This window comes from Segeticoccus rhizosphaerae, assembly GCF_009192725.1.
GTDB classification, from domain to species: Bacteria; Actinomycetota; Actinomycetes; order Actinomycetales; family Dermatophilaceae; genus Segeticoccus; species Segeticoccus rhizosphaerae.
This window is the reverse complement of the sequence record NZ_VOHR01000049.1, coordinates 1-18,132: the sequence shown is the minus strand read 5'-3', so window position 1 is coordinate 18,132 and position 18,132 is coordinate 1. Positions and strand designations below refer to the sequence as shown.

Annotated in this window: 19 protein-coding genes; 12 read left to right on the top strand and 7 right to left on the bottom strand. The window is 69.1% G+C overall.

Going from position 1 to position 18,132, the window contains the following annotated elements:
• The 4 genes from FRW57_RS06425 to FRW57_RS06405 form a co-directional block, all read right to left on the bottom strand.
• Positions 1 to 822: DUF222 domain-containing protein (locus tag FRW57_RS06425; protein ID WP_152185591.1), on the bottom strand; the 822-nt coding region annotated here is incomplete at its 3' end.
• Between the two features lie 234 nt (positions 823 to 1,056).
• The gene (locus FRW57_RS06420; protein WP_137119646.1) at positions 1,057 to 1,476 is read right to left on the bottom strand and encodes a VOC family protein; all 420 of its coding nucleotides are present in this window, start codon (positions 1,474 to 1,476) and stop codon (positions 1,057 to 1,059) included.
• A 260-nt stretch (positions 1,477 to 1,736) separates the two neighbouring features.
• Entirely contained in the window at positions 1,737 to 2,303 is a 567-nt protein-coding gene (locus tag FRW57_RS06410; RefSeq protein WP_137119644.1) for a signal peptidase I, read from the bottom strand.
• Positions 2,304 to 2,399: 96 nt separating this feature from the next.
• A complete protein-coding gene (locus FRW57_RS06405; RefSeq protein ID WP_152185589.1) occupies positions 2,400 to 3,044 on the bottom strand; it encodes a hypothetical protein in 645 nt (214 codons plus the stop codon).
• Between the two features lie 217 nt (positions 3,045 to 3,261).
• Here FRW57_RS06405 and FRW57_RS23030 point away from each other — a divergent pair, with 217 nt between their 5' ends.
• The gene (locus tag FRW57_RS23030; RefSeq protein ID WP_162308091.1) at positions 3,262 to 3,594 is read left to right on the top strand and encodes a response regulator transcription factor; all 333 of its coding nucleotides are present in this window, start codon (positions 3,262 to 3,264) and stop codon (positions 3,592 to 3,594) included.
• Between the two features lie 31 nt (positions 3,595 to 3,625).
• Here FRW57_RS23030 and FRW57_RS06395 read toward each other — a convergent pair whose 3' ends face one another.
• On the bottom strand, positions 3,626 to 5,167 hold the full coding sequence (locus tag FRW57_RS06395) for a hypothetical protein (protein WP_152185588.1): 1,542 nt from the start codon (positions 5,165 to 5,167) through the stop codon (positions 3,626 to 3,628).
• Positions 5,168 to 5,281: 114 nt separating this feature from the next.
• Between FRW57_RS06395 and FRW57_RS06390 the strand changes: the two genes are divergently transcribed.
• From FRW57_RS06390 to FRW57_RS06380, 3 genes are all read left to right on the top strand, one after another.
• Entirely contained in the window at positions 5,282 to 7,492 is a 2,211-nt protein-coding gene (locus FRW57_RS06390) for a hypothetical protein (RefSeq protein ID WP_152185587.1), read from the top strand.
• 17 nt (positions 7,493 to 7,509) lie between these two features.
• Entirely contained in the window at positions 7,510 to 8,505 is a 996-nt protein-coding gene (locus FRW57_RS06385; RefSeq protein WP_152185586.1) for a cation diffusion facilitator family transporter, read from the top strand.
• Between the two features lie 188 nt (positions 8,506 to 8,693).
• The gene (locus FRW57_RS06380) at positions 8,694 to 11,054 is read left to right on the top strand and encodes an immune inhibitor A domain-containing protein (protein WP_238999340.1); all 2,361 of its coding nucleotides are present in this window, start codon (positions 8,694 to 8,696) and stop codon (positions 11,052 to 11,054) included.
• A 123-nt stretch (positions 11,055 to 11,177) separates the two neighbouring features.
• On the opposite strand, the gene FRW57_RS06375 is transcribed toward FRW57_RS06380, so the two are convergent.
• Entirely contained in the window at positions 11,178 to 12,104 is a 927-nt protein-coding gene (locus tag FRW57_RS06375) for a phosphotransferase family protein (RefSeq protein ID WP_203230230.1), read from the bottom strand.
• 65 nt (positions 12,105 to 12,169) lie between these two features.
• On the opposite strand from FRW57_RS06375, the gene FRW57_RS06370 reads away from it, so the two are divergent.
• On the top strand, positions 12,170 to 12,655 hold the full coding sequence (locus FRW57_RS06370; protein WP_152185584.1) for a TlpA family protein disulfide reductase: 486 nt from the start codon (positions 12,170 to 12,172) through the stop codon (positions 12,653 to 12,655).
• 6 nt (positions 12,656 to 12,661) lie between these two features.
• Here the strand turns inward: FRW57_RS06370 and FRW57_RS23025 are convergent, their stop codons facing one another.
• Complete coding sequence (locus tag FRW57_RS23025; RefSeq protein WP_162529285.1) at positions 12,662 to 12,949, bottom strand: hypothetical protein; 288 nt, start codon at positions 12,947 to 12,949, stop codon at positions 12,662 to 12,664.
• 139 nt (positions 12,950 to 13,088) lie between these two features.
• Between FRW57_RS23025 and FRW57_RS06360 the strand changes: the two genes are divergently transcribed.
• The 7 genes from FRW57_RS06360 to FRW57_RS06330 form a co-directional block, all read left to right on the top strand.
• Positions 13,089 to 13,901, top strand: coding sequence for an N-acyl homoserine lactonase family protein (locus tag FRW57_RS06360; RefSeq protein ID WP_238999337.1), 813 nt, complete (start codon positions 13,089 to 13,091; stop codon positions 13,899 to 13,901).
• A gap of 5 nt (positions 13,902 to 13,906) precedes the next feature.
• Entirely contained in the window at positions 13,907 to 15,205 is a 1,299-nt protein-coding gene (locus tag FRW57_RS06355) for a hydroxyacid-oxoacid transhydrogenase (RefSeq protein WP_238999335.1), read from the top strand.
• Between the two features lie 18 nt (positions 15,206 to 15,223).
• Positions 15,224 to 15,640 carry a zinc ribbon domain-containing protein gene (locus tag FRW57_RS06350; protein WP_152185583.1) on the top strand — a complete coding sequence of 139 codons (417 nt, stop codon included), beginning with the start codon at positions 15,224 to 15,226 and terminating at the stop codon, positions 15,638 to 15,640.
• A 207-nt stretch (positions 15,641 to 15,847) separates the two neighbouring features.
• Positions 15,848 to 16,075 (top strand): hypothetical protein, encoded by a 228-nt coding sequence (locus FRW57_RS06345; protein WP_152185582.1) that lies wholly within the window; start codon positions 15,848 to 15,850, stop codon positions 16,073 to 16,075.
• Positions 16,076 to 16,163: 88 nt separating this feature from the next.
• Positions 16,164 to 17,465 (top strand): threonine--tRNA ligase, encoded by a 1,302-nt coding sequence (locus FRW57_RS06340; protein WP_152185581.1) that lies wholly within the window; start codon positions 16,164 to 16,166, stop codon positions 17,463 to 17,465.
• A gap of 18 nt (positions 17,466 to 17,483) precedes the next feature.
• Positions 17,484 to 17,876 carry a YciI family protein gene (locus tag FRW57_RS06335; RefSeq protein WP_152185580.1) on the top strand — a complete coding sequence of 131 codons (393 nt, stop codon included), beginning with the start codon at positions 17,484 to 17,486 and terminating at the stop codon, positions 17,874 to 17,876.
• Positions 17,873 to 18,132, top strand: a 260-nt coding sequence (locus FRW57_RS06330) for a sigma factor (protein WP_275263118.1), incomplete at its 3' end; no start/stop codon positions are given. The genes FRW57_RS06335 and FRW57_RS06330, both read left to right, overlap by 4 nt.

Here is an 18,132-nt window from a genome sequence, read left to right as displayed (position 1 = left end):
CCCGTCACCGTCCGGCGCCGGCTTGGCCAGCGGTCCGATCGCGGCCCGCACGAACGCCGCGCCCTCGGAGTCCAGCCGCCACACGAACTCCGCCAGTCCCCCGGCGACCGCCCGCTCGGACAACCCCCGACCCCGGCGCTGCCTCTCCTCGAAGTCGTCACTGTCCTGCTCGGGCCGGGCGCACTCCACCAGGTAGCGCAACACCTGCCGCAGCTGCCGCTCGGTCCCGCTCATCGCGACCGGCAGGATGATCTCTTGGTCGGCCACATACTCCTCGAACGTCAGGAACGGCTCGACCTGCTCCAGCGCCCGCAGCACCCGGTCCGCCTTGCGCACCGGCACCTCCCCCGCCCGCACCGCCGCGGCCAACGGGGCATGCTTGGCCTCCTCGCACGCCTTGGCCACCCGCACCACCTGGTGCGCCGCAGCCGAGTCCAACCCGGGGCTGTGCGCGGCCACGTAGTCCGCGCCCGAGGAGTGCTCCTCCCGTTCCGGCGTCGCCCGGCCGGCCGCATCGCCCACCACCGCCACCATCAGCCGCTCCGCGTCCCGGCGCACCGCGGCCAACCCCTCCAACACCATCCCCAGCTCGTCCTGCTGCAGCCGCCACGACGGCTCCCCCACGGCGGTCGCCAACGCGGCCGCCGCCGCGACCACCCCACCCAACACCGGACGCCCCTCACTCTGGGCAACGGGCGCCGCCGATTCTGCCGGGTCAGCGTGGTCCGCGCCTGCCGCCGTACGCCCGCCAGACAGCGTCCCGGCAGCGGCCGTCTCGGGCGGCTGCGGGTACGCCTCCGCAGCGGACTGGGCTTCGAACATGTATCCAGACTACCCGTCCCAACCGACAACCGGGATACTTATCAACAACGAATCCTCATATTTATCAGTCGAATTCGCCCTACGCTTATCCACATCTCCTTCCGCGAACGCCCCGCTGTCCACACACCCCGAGCCCTCTTCACAACACCGGCGCCGTCGTCCAGCAGAGGAGGCACGGTTGGCCTTCGCTCACCGTCAGAGTCGAGATAGGCACCGCAAACCGAGACGGCTAGCTCAGGTCTGTGGCGACCCGATGTTGACCATCCAGCCGATGCCGAACTGGTCCACGCACATGCCGAATTCGTCGCCCCACACCTGCTTCTCCAACGGCACCGTCACCGTGCCACCGGCGGACAGCTTCTCCCAGTAGCTCCGCAGCTGGTCGGCGTCGTCCCCACTCAGGCTCACCGAGATGTTGGTGCCGGCGTGGTGCTCCATGCCTTCGGGGGTGTCGGCTCCCATGATCGTGTAGCCCGCCTCGGTCTCGAGCATGCCGTGCATGATCTTGTCCTTGTCGGCGTCCGAGGTCTGCGGTCCACCGGCCTCGCCGAAGGTGTTGAGCGCGAGGGTGCCACCGAAGACACTCTCGTAGAACTCCATCGCCTGGCGGGCATTGTCGGTGAAGCCGATGTAGGGGTTGAGTCGAGAGGCCATCGCGTGCTCCTGTCGTCGAGTGTCGGACCTCCCAGACTAGTTCCGCGGTCGAGACCCGCACCATGGATTTCTGGCCGGGGCCATCGGCACCATGGATTTCTGGCCCGGGCCATCGGGCGAGGGGTCGACAGGGGGTCGACGCCCGGCAAAATGCCGGTAAGACCAGCCTGACCGAGCGGCTGCTGCACACGGCCGGGGTCATTGACGAAGTCGGCAGCATCGATGACACCGCCGCGCAGGTGCACGTGCTGAGCAAGCGGCTACCGACCCTCACCCACAGCGAGGGCGTGCTGGTGAGCCGGTTCGCTCGGCACCGGCCCGTCCACCGCACCACGCCGACCCGCTTGTGAGGGCCCCGACTCCTGCCGCCCGGCTTGACCCGCCGACGACCAGAGCAGCCGGATCGCCACCAGGCCCAGCACCAAGGACCCCGCCCCTGCCGGGTCCTTGAGGAAGACGAGCCAGTAGCCCAGCGCCGGAGGCGCCGCCACGACGCCGCCGATGATGTCGGACCTGTGCACGATGAACGGGTCGGGCGTCTCGTTGGCGTCGCCCTTGGTGACGACCGTGCCGTCATCCTTGGTGTCGACCAGGCGGTGGGTGATGACGCCACCGTCGTGCCGGAACGAGACGGTCTGGCCGACGTGGTAGTCACCCTCGTGCACGAGCACCGCGCTGCGCGGCGTGATGGTCGGGGTCATCGATCCGGTCCGCACGGCATACAAGGCGTATGGCGCCCGCAGACCGATGAACAGCACCGCACCCAGGCAGACCGCCAGCAGCAGCCAACCCGCCACGGACCACACCGAACCGCGCGATCGAGCCATCGTCTCCTCCACTGTGCCGCGGCGAACAGGTCTGTGACGGCCGGTTGGCCGTCACAGCGGGTGAGGCCGGGTCGGCGGCCCCACCCGCGGACGGGGTCAGGCTCCGGGAGCCTGACCCGGCTGGGTGGCCACGATCTGGTAGGGCAGCCCGGCGTTGTCCTTCGTGCCCACCGGGTAGAAGTTGAAGCTTCCGCCCTGGGATGCGTTGTCGAGCCTCCCGTCGTAGGCGAAGGTGAAGTCCATCCGGCCGCTGCCGCCGGGGGCGAGGTTCGACGCGAGCTTGTACTGCGTCCCGAGCGGGCAGGCGTCCGGGCGTCCGTCGGGTGCCGCGGTGTAACAGGTGACCCCGTGGAGCAGGTTGTCGGACGCGAAGACCTGACCGGCACTGGTGGAGGAGATCTTGAGGTGTCCGTAGGAGCCGAGGTCGTTGAGGGCGTACAGAGCGATGTCGTTCGGGAAGACGACCCAGATGTCCTGGTTGCCTGTGCCGGTGTTCTTGTAGGTGGCCTTGACGGTCTGCGCCTCACCCGGCATCAGGTTGGTGAAGTTGACGTTGAGCAGGTCTGCCCCCGTGCCGCCTCCGGTCTCCACCTTGACGGTGCCGATGGTGCCGCTGATGGCTCCGTTCGCGGTGTCGCTGAAGTAGGCGCCGGTGGTGCCGGACGCTGCGACGGCGAGCCCGCCGGCGACCGCCAGGGTCGCCGTGGCTGCCGCGAGTCGTGCTTTGACGCTGGTGTTCATGGTGCTCCCTCGTGTTCGTCTGCCCTGGCTGGGCGTTGGGAACGTTAGGGATTCGGTGCGTTCGCGTCTGGCGTTTGACACACTCGTCGGCTCTGCCGTGCGTGGGTGTATCCCCAAGAGGGGACGAGATGTCGCCGCCGCTGCGACATTGTTATGTGTTGCACGAGATCTCCGAACAATGAGGCGCTGCAGCCGAGCCGATGCTTGCATCGCCCCTGTGACCGCCACCATCGAGCAACGAGGCATCGACCAGCGACGACTCGGGCCAGACCGTCCTGCCTTGTCCACCCGCGAGCGGGACGTGCTGTGCCTCTACGTGTCCGGCCTGCCGTCGAAGTCCGTCGCACGGCGACTCGGCATCAAGGAGGGCTCGGTGAAGGAGTACCTCAAGCGGGTGCGTCGCAAGTACGCGCTCCTCAGCCGGTCGGCCGGCACCAAGCTGGAGCTCTACCACCGTGCTTGCGAGGACGGCCTGGTTCCGTCGGCGCTGCCCGTCTGGCACGGGGACAGCCGACCCGGCGCCGGGACGGACAGAGACCGACCGCAGTGACCGCGTGCCACCCGCCGCGGCCTCAAGCCGTTCAGTCCCGCACGGCGGAGCCGGTGCTCTGCCACCACCGTGCGGTCGTGCGCCACCGGGACGTGGCGGCATCGTCCTTGGCCCACACCTCCAGGATCGGATGTCCCGACATCCCCGCGGCGTAGGAGACCGTGCCGGCGAGCGCCGGGTCGTCCCGCCCGATGCGAGTCAGGTCGGCGCCGGTGGGGAGGGCGCCGGCATGGCTCAGCGCGAGCAGCGCAGCGCGCTGGCGGTCACGGTCAGGATCTTCCAGCCACGGCACGAGAGCCGGCGCCTGCGCCGGCGTGGCGACATAGGTCAGCAGCGTCAACGCACGTGAGCGAAGTGGCCGGCAGGCGTCGCTCGTCGCTATGACGAGTGCACCGTCGGCCGCCGCCTGCCGGTGAGGGCTCATCATCAACAGCAGTCCGGCGTGACGCTGTCGCTCGATGAACCAGCTGGACAGAGCTTCCTGCGCCAGCCGGAGGTACATCCCATCTGCCGGCAGACCACGTTCGAGGCTCGCTGCCTCGAACGCGACCAGCACACGACGAGAGGCCTCCCGATCGTCCACGAGGCGTTGAGGGCGGGCAGCACCCGGCGCCAGCGGGCCCGCGGGGTTCCTCGGTTGAGCTGTCCCGGCCCTATCGGACCAGGCCAGCCGCGAGCCGATCATCTGCGAGATCGCCACTCCCTGGCCGTCTTGCTCCGCAGCAGCGAGCTCGTCCAGGGTGCGCGCAAGGCGTCTGGCCTCCCCCGAGGGCAGCAGGCCGGTGGTCACCAGGTTGAGGACTGCGTGAGTCGCACCGACCCGCACGGTCCGTGCGCCCTCACGAAGGTGGCCGAGGAGCAGGCGCGTGGTCTCGACGTCGCCGACCTCGCCGAGCAGGGCGACCAGGTCGGCGACCCCCTGCGCCCCGGGTTCCCGCACGACGGCGTTGGTGCACCGGGTGACCAGTGCGGTCAGCCGGGGCGTGGCGATCAGCCGGGTGAGCGCATCGATCCGCGTGGTGTAGGCGGGTCCGACGCCACGCATGGTCTCCCGCAGGAGCCGCAGCACCAGCTCCTCCATCAGGGAGGTCGGCAGGACGACCCCCGCCTCGCCCGACATCAGCTCGGCCAGGTCGAGCCAGTCGCCACCGCTGGGCTCGTGGCCGAGCCGGGAGTAGACGGCGTCCACCCTGGTCTGCGTGGCCGAGGGCGATGCTCCTCTCACTGCGCGAGTGCGCTGGCCCGGGCAGGCGAGCACCCTCCGCAACGAGGAGTGCGCAGCACGCAAGGAACCGTAGGCGAGGCCGAGCTCCTCGGCATAGGCCATCAGGACGGGTTTGGGCACGACGACCCGACCGTTCTCCCAAGCGGAGACGCGGCCCGCGTCGGCCGTCAGTCCTCTCGCTCGCAGACGGGCCGCGAAGAGGCTCTGCGAACGAACCTCGCGGTCGTGGTGTCGCAGGCGGCTGCTGCGCAGGAGCCAGGCGACCCTGCTGCCCACATCGACGACCGGCGCGTCGAACGGGGTGGTGTCGAGTGGCAACGCCGCTGGCCGACCACGTCTTGGACCCATCCGTCCACCTCCGTCCCACGATGTATGGGGCCATGATGCAGGAAGGGACTGACGGTCAGCCTCGCGGGCGCGCCCCGCCCCACCCCCACGAGCGGACCGTCTAATCTTGCTGAGGTGCTGCGTCGGTGGATTGCTTGGTGTGCCGTCGCCGCCATCGTCGTTCTGGGGACCTCCTTCGGCATCTCCCTGAACACCCGCCACCATCCGTCGGTCGCGATCAAGCCCTCCGGGCAGGTGGTGTTCATCTCGGTCCCCGCACTCAAGTGGGACTCCACCACCCACAAGGAACATCCGCAGGTCTACGCCATGACGCGCCGTGGCGCCGTGGGAGGGGTCCTGGTGCGCAACTACCGCGGGCACAGTTGCAGCAAGAACTCCTGGCTGACCGTCTCGGCCGTGGCACGCACCGGAGTCTTTCCGGGGCCGGACGCGACGGAGCCGGGTGAGGAGCCTGGGCCGTGCCCACCGATTCCCCGGCCGCTGCAGGAAGGCCCCTCGGCATACTTCCCGACGTGGGCCGATATTCGTCGGGCCACCCACAACGTCAACCCCAAGGTGGATCTCGGTCTCCTGGGCTCATCGTTCGACCTCTCCGACAAGTGCATCATGGCGGCCGGCCCCGCCGCCGCCATCGGCGCTGCCAACCGCACCGGCACGGTGCGCCACTACGTCGCCGACCCCCGCCAGGTGGACTTCAATGCCTGCGCCCTCACCCTGGTCAGCCTCGGTACGCCCAGCGCGGAGCTGCTTCCCTCCCTCCTGAAGCGCATCCCCGACAACGCCACCGTCATCGTGGCCGGGATTGCGGACGACAGGTCGCCCGAGCACCTGCGTGGCGCAGTGATCACAGGTCCGGGAATCCCCCACGGCCGGCTCACCTCGCTGAACACCCGTCAGCCGGGAGTGGTGACCACCGCCGACCTTGCGCGACTCCTTCTGCTCCAGGCCCCGAACGTCGGACCGCCGAAAACAGAGGCGAGGCAGCCCCTCGTCCTGCCGACGACAGACGTGGACGGCCCCTTCGACTCCGTGAAAGACCTGGGAAAGCAACTTTCGGTTGAGTACTCCGTTGCTCAAACCTTCTTCTTGAGATCCCTGACCATCGCTGGCCTCGTCCTCGCTGTCGGTGTCTTCGCGGTGGTGGTTTACCGACGATGGGCCCACCGCAACAGTGTGAGGGTGCAGCGGTCACGGCCACTGCGTGGTCTGGGCGCCTGGATCGCGGGGGCCATGTCGTCGATCCCTGCGTCGACGTTCCTGGTCGGCCTGGTCCCGTGGTGGGACGCGCCACATCCAGGTCTCGCGCTCACGGCCGGGGTCCTCGCCATCGCCGTGACCATTTCTGCCATCGGCTACTTCGGGCCGTGGCGGCGGTGGCGCCCCGGGCCGATGTGCGTGATCCTCGGCATCACCGCCCTGACCGTCGCACTCGACGTCGTCCACGGCTCCCGTCTGCAGTTCACCTCCATGCTGGGGCTCCAGCCCGTCTACGGCGGCAGGTTCTACGGCGTGGGCAACGTCGGATTCGCCATGATGGCGACGGCCGCCCTGGTGTTCGCCGCCATCCTGGCCGGACATGCCCGCGTTGCCGGGCACGCGAGCGGTGCGGGCCACCGGTGGTTGGCCGCCCTGACGGTCCTGATCGTGGGAGTTCCCGTCATCATCGTCGACGGCTACCCGGAGTGGGGGGCGGACGGCGGCGGACCTGCCGCCCTGCTGCCGGCCTTCGCCTACCTCACCATGAACGCGGGAGGCCTCAAGGTCACATGGCAACGGGTGGCCGTCATCGGCAGCTCGACCGCAGGCATCGTCGCTCTGGTGGCGTTCGCCGACTACCTACGTCCGCCGAGCTACCGCACCCACCTCGGCGAGTTCGTGGCGGGCCTCCTTGAAGACGGTCGATGGGGTGGCGTGGGGCAGATCGTCGAGGGCAACTGGAAGCTGCTGACGTCAGCCTGGTACGTGCCGTTGAGCCCCCTTCTCCTGGTCCTCGCGATCGCGCTCCTCGTCGCGCCGCCGCTGCGGTGGTTGCGCCCCGTCCAACGGCTCTGGGAGAGCGTGCCGTTCCTCGGCCACGGCTTGGCTGCGGCCACCATCTGCTGGACCCTCGGCTTCTTCGCCAACGACTCCGGCGCAGGCATCCCGCCGATCGGGCTGTTCGTCCTCGCGCCGTTGTTGTTCGCCCTCGGGATCCGCTCCGGGGGTTCGCCGGCTGACCGGGCGGCCGAAGGCCCGGGTGGCGGTGTCCGGGACGTGGCGCTGGCCCGCCGCTCGCCCCTGGACGGCCTGCTGCACCGGAAACGGCGTGGCAGAGTGGACCCCTGACACCGAGGAGGCGGTCGATGGCGTCAGAGGAAGAGGCGCACTCGGGCGGTGGTGACAGCCTGCTCACGGTCGTGGTCGCCCTGGCCGCCAACGCGCTCATCGCCGCGGCGAAGAGCCTGGTGGCCGTCATGACCGGCTCCGCCTCCATGGTGGCCGAGGCCGCGCACTCCTGGTCGGACACGGGCAACGAGGTCTTCCTGCTGGTCGCCGAGAAGAAGTCGGCGAAGCCTGCCGACGAGGCCCATCCGCTGGGTCACGGGCGCGAGGCCTACGTCTGGTCGATGTTCGCGGCCTTCGGCCTCTTCATGGTGGGCGCCGTGGTCTCCATCGGTCACGGCATACAGCAGCTCATCGGCGGCCATGAAGGTGAGACCTCCTACCTGTGGGCCTACGTCGTGCTGGCCATCGCCTTCGTCCTCGAGGGAGTCTCCTTCCTGCAGGCCCTGCGGCAGACGAGGGGTGCGGCCGGCTCGGTGGGCCTGCACCCGCTGCGCTACGTCACCGCGACATCCAATCCCACGCTGCGAGCCGTCTTCGCGGAGGACGGTGCGGCCCTGATCGGAGTCGTCCTCGCGGCCCTCGGCATCGGGCTGCACCAAGCCACCGGCAACGCGATGTATGACGCGCTGGGCTCCATCGCCGTGGGGTTGCTGCTGGCGGCCGTGGCCATGTTCCTCATCGGTCGCAACCGAGACTTCCTCACGGGTCAGGCCGCCAGCCCGCGGGTCCGGGACCAGGCGCTCAGAGCGCTTCTGGCCATGGACGAGGTCGACCACGTCACCTTCCTGCACCTGGAGTACGTCGGGCCGGGGCGGCTCTTCCTCGTGGCCGCGGTCGACCTGACCGGCAACCCGCCCGAGGACCAGCTGGCCACGCTGATGCAGACGGTCGAATCACGACTGGCGCGCCGCGACATGGTCGAGCGCGCGGTGCTCACGCTCTCCGCTCCGGGCGAACCGTCGCTGGAGCCAAGCAGTTCCGAGGAGTCGAGGCCGCCTCGTTGCCTTGGGTAACGTTTCGGCAAGGACTTTCGGGCACCCTCGACAGAGGCGGCAGGCTGTGCCAGTCTCTGCCCAGCAACCCGCCCGGGCTGCTACCGCGATGTATTCGTCGCCGCAGAGTGTGTAGTCGGGGGACTCTTCTGCCGTCAGGCAGTGGTCGATGGTGCTCATCGTGGTGTGACTCGACCCTGGAGGAACTCGTGAGACGACGCGCACCCAGCGTCCTGATCGGACTGGTCACATCGGCTGCCGCAGTGACGGCCCTGTCCATCCCTGCGGCAGCAGCGAGTCCGGCCCCGCAGGTGGCTTCGCCCGATCACCAGACCAACGCCCAGCACAAGCTGGACGACCGCCCGGCGGCCCCGATCCAGAAGCAACGGGCCGAGCAGCGAAAGGCTGCCGAGCTGGTGGCCAGCGGCAAGGCGAAGGTCCAGAAGAAGAACGGCGTCGACGTCGTCAAGGTGGCCCCCGGACAGTGGGCCCAGTACGGCGTGCAGGAATCGACCGACATCCTGACGTTCCTGGTCGACTTCGGGGACGGGACGGGCTACAGCAGCCCGACAGGCAACACGTGTGACATGAACCCCAAGGGGGGTCCGGTCCACAACAACATCCCGAAGCCGGACCGCAGCATGGACAACACGACGTACTGGGAGCCCGACTTCAACCGCGAGCACTACCTGGACATGTTCTACAAGGGCCTGCCCGACCAGGGCGGCGAGTCCTTCAAGGGCTTCTACCAGGAGCTGTCCAGCGGTCGGTTCGAGATCGGCGGCGACGTCAGCGACTGGGTGAAGATCCCGGACGGTGAGGCGTGCTTCGGCGAGAACGAGTCCAACGATGACATGACCGCCTTCACCCAGCAGGCGGCCGACGCGTGGGTCGCCGACCAGGAGGCGAAGGGCAAGTCCGACGCCGACGTCGCGGACTACCTGGCGCAGTTCGACCAGTGGGACCGCTACGACTACGACGGTGACGGCAACTACAACGAGCCGGACGGCTACATCGACCACTTCCAGTCGATCCGCGCCGGTGAGGACGAGTCCGCCGGCGCACCCTCGTGGGCCATCTGGGCACACCGTTGGTACGTCGGTGTCAAGGACATCGGCAGCACCGGCCCGGACGCCAACAAGCTGGGTGGTGTGCAGATCGGCAACACCGGCTACTGGATCGGTGACTACACCACCGAGCCGGAGAACGGTGGCCTCGGTGTCTTCGCGCACGAGTTCGCGCACGACCTCGGGCTGCCGGACGAGTACGACACGGCGGGCGGCGACAACGGCACCGGCTTCTGGACGCTGATGAGCTCCGGGTCGTGGATGGGCCACGGCAAGGACTCGATCGGCACCACCCCGAGCCACATGAACGCGTGGGACAAGCTGCAGCTCGGCTGGTTGGACTACGACGTCGCCAAGGCCGGCACCAAGTCTTCACACACGCTCGGTGTCGCCGAGCACGCCACGAAGAAGGCCCAGGCGCTCGTGGTGCTGCTGCCGGACAAGTCGGTGACCACCAACCTGGGCGCCACTGCCCCGGAGGGCGAGAAGTACCTCTACTCCGGCACCGGTGACGACCGCACGGCCGACGCGACCAGCCCCTCGTTCACCGTCCCGGTGGGCGGCCAGCTCACCGCCAAGGTCAACTACGACCTCGAGCTCGACTGGGATTACGGCTACCTGATGGTCTCTACCGACGGCGGTGCGAGCTTCACCCCGGTGGCGACCAACCGGTCGACGTCGACCAACCCCAACGGCAACAACCACGGCTACGGCATCACCGGCACCACCGACAAGCAGTGGGTGGACCTGACCGCCGACCTGAGCGACTACGCCGGCCAGGACGTGCAGGTGCGGTTCGAGACGGTCAACGACGCCGCCGCGCACAACCTCGGCCTGTTGGTCGACGGCGTGCACGTGGGTGACGCCCTGTCGGCCGGTTTCGAGAGCGATGACTCCGGTTGGACGCTGGACAAGTTCATCACCACCACCGGTGAATACACCAAGCAGTTCAAGAACTACTACGTCGCCGAGAACCGGCAGTACGTGGGCTACGACACCACGCTGGCGCAGGGGCCGTACAACTTCGGGTTCGGTGCCAGCAAGCCCAACTGGGTGGAGCACTTCCCCTACCAGAACGGCCTGCTGGTCTGGTACTGGGACACCGCCTACGGTGACAACAACACCTCTCAGCACCCGGGACACGGCCTGATCCTGCCGGTCGACTCACACCCCCAGGCGCTGAAGTGGAGTGACACCGGCGACGTGCTGCGCAACCGGTTCCAGCCGTTCGACGCGACGTTCGGCCTGGAGGCCACCGACCCGGTGACCTTCCACCAGGAGTACTGCGCCGACCGGGCCGACGACGGTTCCTGCGCCGAGGTCAAGACGCAGACCGCGGACGTGCCGTCTCGTGCCGGCGTTGCAGTGTTCGACGACTCCGACCCGATGGCCTACTACGACGCGGACAACCCCCAGGGCAGCGTGCAGGTCCGTGGCTCCGGCATGAAGCTGCAGGTCGTCGGCACCAACCAGAACGGGATGATGAACGTCAACCTCAAGTGAGTTCAGCCCGGCCGCGCCGGGCACCCCGACAACTTCATAGCAACACGGGACCTTCCCGGCCGGACGAGCTTCGGGCTCGACCGGCCGGGAAGGCCATTGTTGGGTCCGTGCTGCCGCTGGGCTCTACCCGTGGGCAACCGCGTGCAGGTCCCCTGAGGTCGCGATGGCTCGCAGCCGGGCGTCGGCCCGGTCGGCCACAGGGTTCTGCCCGCGGCGTCCGGCCAGCTCGACCAGGGCCAGCAGGTCGGCGGCACGTGCCCGCTCCAGCAGTCTTCCGGCGCCACCCGGCTCGTCCAGCCCGTCGAGGTGACCTGCCACCTCGAGGTAGCCCTCCACGACGCCTCCCACCAGATCGGGGTCTCGGTCGAACCGCAGCAGGTTGCCCAGGTCCGCGAACGGCATACCGGCGTGGGCGAACTCCCAGTCGAGCAAGCCGGTCAGCGCCCCCGTCTCCGGGTCGATGAGAAGGTTCTTGGGATTGAAGTCGCTGTGCACGAGGCAGACCCTCTCAGTCTCGTCCAGCACGTCCTGCCCACGCTCGGCGACTGCCTGCAAGCGGCGATAGTCGTCGTCCGACCACTCCGCGATGGCCGACGAGTCGCGCTGGTGGGACACGAAATCCAGCAGGTCGACGCCCTCCTTCCAGGGCTCGATGGTCAGGCCACCGTCGACGAACTGCCCGCTGCTGCGCATCGGCATCTGGGCGAGGCGACCGAGGGTTCGGCCCAGCTCCTGACCCACGGTGGTGCGGCCTCGCTGGTCGAGCCGTGGCAGCAGCAGGTCGAGCCGCTCCCCGGGCAGGAACGAGGTGACCAGCAGGCCCGGCTCGTCGGCGCCCGGGTCGGGCCGCCGCATGTCGAGCACCTCGGGCACGGGCAACAGACCTCGCACCAGCCGCAGCACCGCGGCATCGGTCTCGACAGCAGCGATCCCGCGCCGCGCACCGCGCTGGGCGTAGATCCGCACGACCGTGCGCTCCCCGTCCGCTTCTGCCACGAACGTCTCGCCGCTGTAACCGCGGTCGAGGGGCTGCATTCCGAAGCCGTGCATGAGGGCCATCCTGACAGTCGGATCAAACCCTGGTCAGTGGCGGGCAGTACTCCTACGGTGAAGTCATGACCACCGTTCCCCACACCGTTCCGCTGGCACCCGAGCTCGAGGTCTCGCAGTGGTTCGGTGAGCCGACGCCGCTGGAGTCGTTGCGAGGGCGGGTGGTGCTCATCGAGGCGTTCCAGATGCTGTGTCCCGGCTGCATCCGCTACGGCCTGCCGCAAGCACAGAAGGTGCGTCGGATGTTCCCGCGGGTGGCGGTGATCGGGCTGCACACCGTCTTCGAGCACCACGAGGTGACCGGTCCGGACGCCCTCGAGGTCTTCCTCCACGAGTTCGGTATCCACTTCTCCGTGGCCGTGGACCGGCAGGACGACCACACTCTGCCCGCGACCATGCGCCGCTACGACCTCGAAGGCACCCCCACGACCCTCGTGATCGACAAGACGGGGCGGCTCCGGTTCGTGCACCTCGGCCAGGTCGATGACCTGGCACTCGGGGTGCTGCTGGGTCAGCTGCTCACCGAGGAGCCGGACGGCCCGCCGGACTGAGCCGCGTCATCGGTTCCGGTTCACCGCGCCCCTGGACCTGACGGCTCCTTCGCGTCGATCGGTATTCGCCCCGCGAGCCTTCTCGTCAACACCGAAGGCGGTCATCTCACCCTTCCTGGTGCCGGGCGCACGCGCCGAGAACCGGTCACCGGCATCGGCGGGCGTGTAGTCGTAGGTGATGGCCGGGGCATGCGAATCCAGGTAGAAGATGGTCGAGCCCGTGCCATGGACCTCGTTGGTATGCCGTGGGCTGTCGTTCCAGTCGTAGAGCCGCAGCTTCCACCGGACGACCACCTGCGCTCCACCGGGCTCGACTGGACCATCCTGGGCCCAAGCCGCCTGATGGACGACCCCGGCACGGGGTGGATCCCATTTGGCCGTTGACCGGGCGGTGCGCTGGTGCCAAGGTGAGAGGCACCGGTAGGAGATGGTCATGCCCGACACGATGAAACTCCACGTCCTCGACTGCGGTGCGATGAGTTGCGACCTGACCTGGTTGCTGCTCAAGCCGGGTCGGAGCATCCGCACCAGACAGGACAAGGACAAGCCGGTCGAGTGGTATCCCTGCACGACCCACTGCGTCCTCGTCGAGACCCCCGACGGCACGATCCTGTGGGACACCAGTTGCCCGCGTGACTGGGAAACTCGTTGGGAGCCCACCGGGTTGCAGGACTTCTTCCCCTACGACCAGGTCAGCGACGACCAGTACCTCGACGCGGTGCTCGGTCGGCTCGGTGTCGCCCCCGAGTCGATCAAGTACGTCGTGATGTCGCACCTGCACTTCGACCACGCCGGCAACCTCAAGATGTTTGCCGACGCCGGTGCCAAGCTGATCTGCAACCGGAAGGAAAAGGACTTCGCGCTCGGCTTCGACGGGCTGTTCACCGGCGCGCACCTGAAGTCCGACTACGACGGGCTGGACTTCGAGACCGTCTCCGGCGACACCGAGTTCATGCCCGGCATCACCCTGATCGAGGCACCCGGGCACACGCCCGGCACGATGGCGATGAAGGTCGACCTGCCGGATACCGGCACCATGATCTTCACCTCCGACGCCGTCTACATGGGCGACTCCTACGGGCCGCCCGCGGTCCCGGCGGCCATCGTCAACGACCTGAACGACTTCTACAGCTCGGTGGAGAAGATCCGCGGTATCGCCGAGGAGAGCGACGCCACAGTGATCTTCGGCCACGACGCGAAACAGCTGGCCACCTTGCGCACCGCCCCCGACGGCTACTACAGCTGAGGGTGGTGAGCACGGTGTCCCTCCCGTCCCCGGAGTCACCCGAGTCCGTCTTCACGTATGGCGCGCCGCAGCTCAAGTTCGGGCCGGGCGCCTCCGACGAGATCGGCTTCGACCTCGCGCAGTACGGCGTGCGCCGGGTCCTCGTCGTGTCCGACCACGGCGTCGCCGCCAGCGGCCACCCGCAACGGATCGCCGACCAGATGGGCCGGTTCGACATCGCGGCCCAGGTCTATGACGGCGCGCACGTCGAACCGACCGACGAGAGCCTGCGCGAGGCGATCGACCACGCCCGCTCGGTCGGCCCCTTCGACGCCTACGTCGCGGTCGGCGGCGGGTCGAGCATCGACACCGCCAAGGCGATCAACCTGCTCACCACCAACGAGGGCGACCTGATGGACTACCTCAACCCACCGGTGGGGCAGGGGCGCGTCCCGGAGCATCCGCTCAAGCCTCTCGTGGCGGTGCCGACCACGACCGGGACCGGCGCGGAGAGCACCACGGTGTGCGTCCTGGACGTGCTCGACCTCAAGGTCAAGACCGGCATCAGCCACGCGCGACTGCGGCCCACGCTCGCGGTGATCGACCCCGACCTGACCGTGACCCAGCCGCCGGGCGTGACCGCGTCCGCCGGGATGGACATCCTGTGCCACGCGCTGGAGAGCTACACAGCTCGGTGGTACACGTCATACGAGCACAAGCAGCCCGACCAGCGGGTGCCCTACTGCGGCGCCAACCCGATCTCGGACATGTGGTCGGAGAAGGCGCTGGCCCTGCTTGCCCGGTCGTTCCGTGCTGCGGTCCGCGACGGCGAGGACCGGGCGGCCCGAGCCGACATGGCGATCGCGGCGACCTTCGCCGGCATGGGTTTCGGCAATGCCGGCGTGCACATCCCGCACGCCAACGCCTACCCGATCGCGGGACGGGTCAAGGACTTTCGACCGAAGGACTACGTCGTCGACGAACCGATGGTGCCGCACGGCATGTCCGTCGCGATGACCGCGCCGGAGGCCTTCCGGTTCACCTTCGAGGCGTCTCCCGAACGGCACGTGAAGATCGCGCAGATGCTGGCCCCGGAGGCAGACCGGCCCAGCGACGACCAGCAGTTCCTGCCGGCCGTGCTCGTCGACCTGATGCGCGACATCGACCTCCCCGCCGGCATCGGCGCGCTCGGCTACGAGGAGGCGGACGTCGACGACCTGGTCGACGGCACCCTCAAGCAGCAGCGACTGCTCACCACCTCGCCGCGGCCGGTCGAGGCCGAGGACCTCGCCGGCATCTTCCGGCGCTCGGTGCAGCTGTGGTGACGGGGACGTGAGGCACCGATGGCCATCTATGACCTGAGGTGCGCACAGGGCCACGTCACCGAGGTGATCCAGTCGTATGACGCGCCGTTGCCACCCTGCCGGGTGTGCGGCGCGGCCACGGGGAAGCTGCCCTCACGGGTCAGCCTCGGTGGGCAGGGACGAGCTCCCGCGTCGCAGGAGGCGATGCCGCAGACCTGGCGCGGCACCTACGGCGGAGACCCTGAGTATCTCACCGGGCTGCGCCGGCAGGCCGATTCCCTGCGCTCGTTCCAGGACACACACCCGGAGGAAGCCGGCGACCGGCGGCCGATCCTCGCGCACGAGGGCCCTTACGAAGGACGGCCGTTGCGGCAGGGCGACCCCGTGAGGTCAGGGGATCAGGCCGGGCACGGCCACTCCCACGCCCACCCGCATTCGCACGGCCCGACCGGATAGCTCCCGTGGCGGCCAGCACGCCCTGCGGGTGAAGGTCGGAGCGTCCTGATCAGCCCAGTCAGGCGCATTCGGGCGTGCCCGTTCGCGTGACCACGTGGTCGGCGAGGTCCATGCAGTGCGTGCTGCGGTGACCGCTCGGCCCCTGCCGCATCAGTCTGAGATTGAGGACCCGCGCTGCGTGCACAAGCTCGCTCGATCGGCTCCTCCATGAGCATGCTGTCGGCCCTGTCCAACATGTCCCGCGGGTCTGCCATGTCGCACCAGTCCGACCTGTCGGTGATGTCGGCGCAGTCGCAGCGCGCGGTCAAGGGCTACGCACCCGTCAGCGGTCGAAAGCGTTGGCGGCGGGACCCCCGGGTGACCTACGCTCCTGACATGTGCCACGCGCAGCGGACGACGACGCCGGACCCCTCCGGCGCCACCAGGCTGCACTGAATGCACTGACTGCACCCTTCCGCCCCGGAGCTCGGCTCCGGGGCCTTGTCGTCCTCTGGCCGGCTCCTCACCACGCCAGGAGACCGACATGAACCACTCCAACCCCATCGCCCTGGATCACCGCGACCTGGGCCAGGACATGGGGATCTTCGCCGGCGACCCGCTCATCGGGTCCGGGCTGCCGCTCTGGCTCCCGGCCGGCGCCATCATCCGGGAGGAGCTGGAACGCCTCGCCCGGGAGATTGCCAGGGCCGACGGCTGCCAGGGCGTCTACTCCCCGGTGCTCGGCAAGCGCGCCCTCTTCGAACGGTCGGGCCACTGGGCGAAGTTCAGCGATGACATCTTCCCGCCCATGCCGGTCGGTGGAGACGAGCTGGTGCTGCGGCCGGCAAACTGCCCGCACCACGCCCTCATCTACGCGGCCTCCCGCCACTCCTACCGCGAGCTGCCGATCCGCCTGCACGAGCTCGCGCCGATGTTCCGCGCCGAACGCTCCGGTGTCGTGGCCGGCCTGAGCCGGGTCCGGCAGATCAACCTCGACGACACCCACGTCTTCGCTCGACCCGACCAGATCGCCGGGGAGGCAGCCCGCGCCCTGCGCTCGGCACTGCGCGCCCAGGAGACTCTCGGTCTCCCCGTCGGCTACGTGCGACTCTCCAGAGGCGGGGACGACCCGGCATACCTCGGCTCTGCCGAGCAGTGGGAGCAAGCGGAGCAGGCGCTGCGCGAGGCAGCCGGCGCGGTCGGGCTCGCCGACCGCGGGCTCGAACTGCTCGAAGCCGAGGGCGAGGCCGCGTTCTACGGACCCAAGCTCGACCTGCAGGTCCGCGACGGGCGTGGGCACGAGGAGACCATCGCCACCGTCCAGCTCGACTTCAACCAGCCCGAGCGTTTCGACCTGTCCTACGACGCCGCAGACGGTTCCCGCCAGCGCGTCGTCATGATCCACCGTGGCACCGTGGGGGCGATGGAACGCGTCGTGGCTTCGCTGCTCGAGCGCTACCAGGGCCGCCTCCCGCTCTGGCTCGCACCGGTCCAGCTGTGCGTCCTGCCCGTCGGTCCGCAGCAGGACGAGGCTGCCCGGATGCTGTATGACGAGCTGGTCGCCGCCGGTCTTCGCCCCCGTCTCGAGGTCGACGGCTCGCTCGGCGCGCGGATCAGGGCCAGCCGGGGGCGGCGCGACTGCCTCATCGCGGTCCTCGGCGCGGCAGAGGTGGAGTCCGGCTCGGTGCAGGTCATCGACGTCGCCGCGGGCTTCAGCGGCCCGGTCGATCGCGCTGACCTCGTGCCGCAGTTGCGGCGCGCGCACAAAAGCCGGTGCCAGACTGTGTGTCGAGATCTGCGCGGTGGTTCCGACGTCCCGGGTGAGAGGCCGTCCGGCCCCTCCTGAACCTCGAAGGAGAACACCATGAAGTACGTCATCCTGATCCACTCCAACCCCCAGCCGTGGGGCCACCCCACCGGCGACTTCATCGCCGGGCAGAAGGCGCTGCCCACCGAGCAGCGGGAGGCACTCGAAGCCGGCTTCGAGAAGGTGATGAGCGAGATGTCCGAGCGCGGCGAGCTGGTCAGCGCCGAGGCCCTCGGTGACCCGGCGAACGCTCGCCTCTACCGGTGGGCGGACGGCGACCCCCTCGCCACGGACGGGCCCTACGCCGAGGCGAAGGAGCACTTGGCCGGCTTCTTCCTCATCGACGTCGAGGACCAGGCGCGCGCCGAGGCGATCGCGGCGAAGTTCTCCGGCCCGGGCGAGACGATCGAGCTGCGGCCCACCATGTGGCCGGGTGGCGACGACCAGTGAACCCGCAGCTCCTCGAGGACGTGTGGCGACGCGAGTCGTCGCACGTGCTCGGGGCGCTGCTGCGCCGGTACGGCGACTTCGGGGACTGCGAGGACGCCGCGCAGGAGGCGCTGGCGGCGGCCGCGCAGCAGTGGCCGCGGGACGGCATACCGGACAACCCACGGGGATGGCTGGTGCGGGTGGCTTCCCGTCGCCTGATCGATCACGCTCGGGCCGCCCGCGCGCGGGTGGCCCGCAAGCAGGCCGCCCGCGCGCG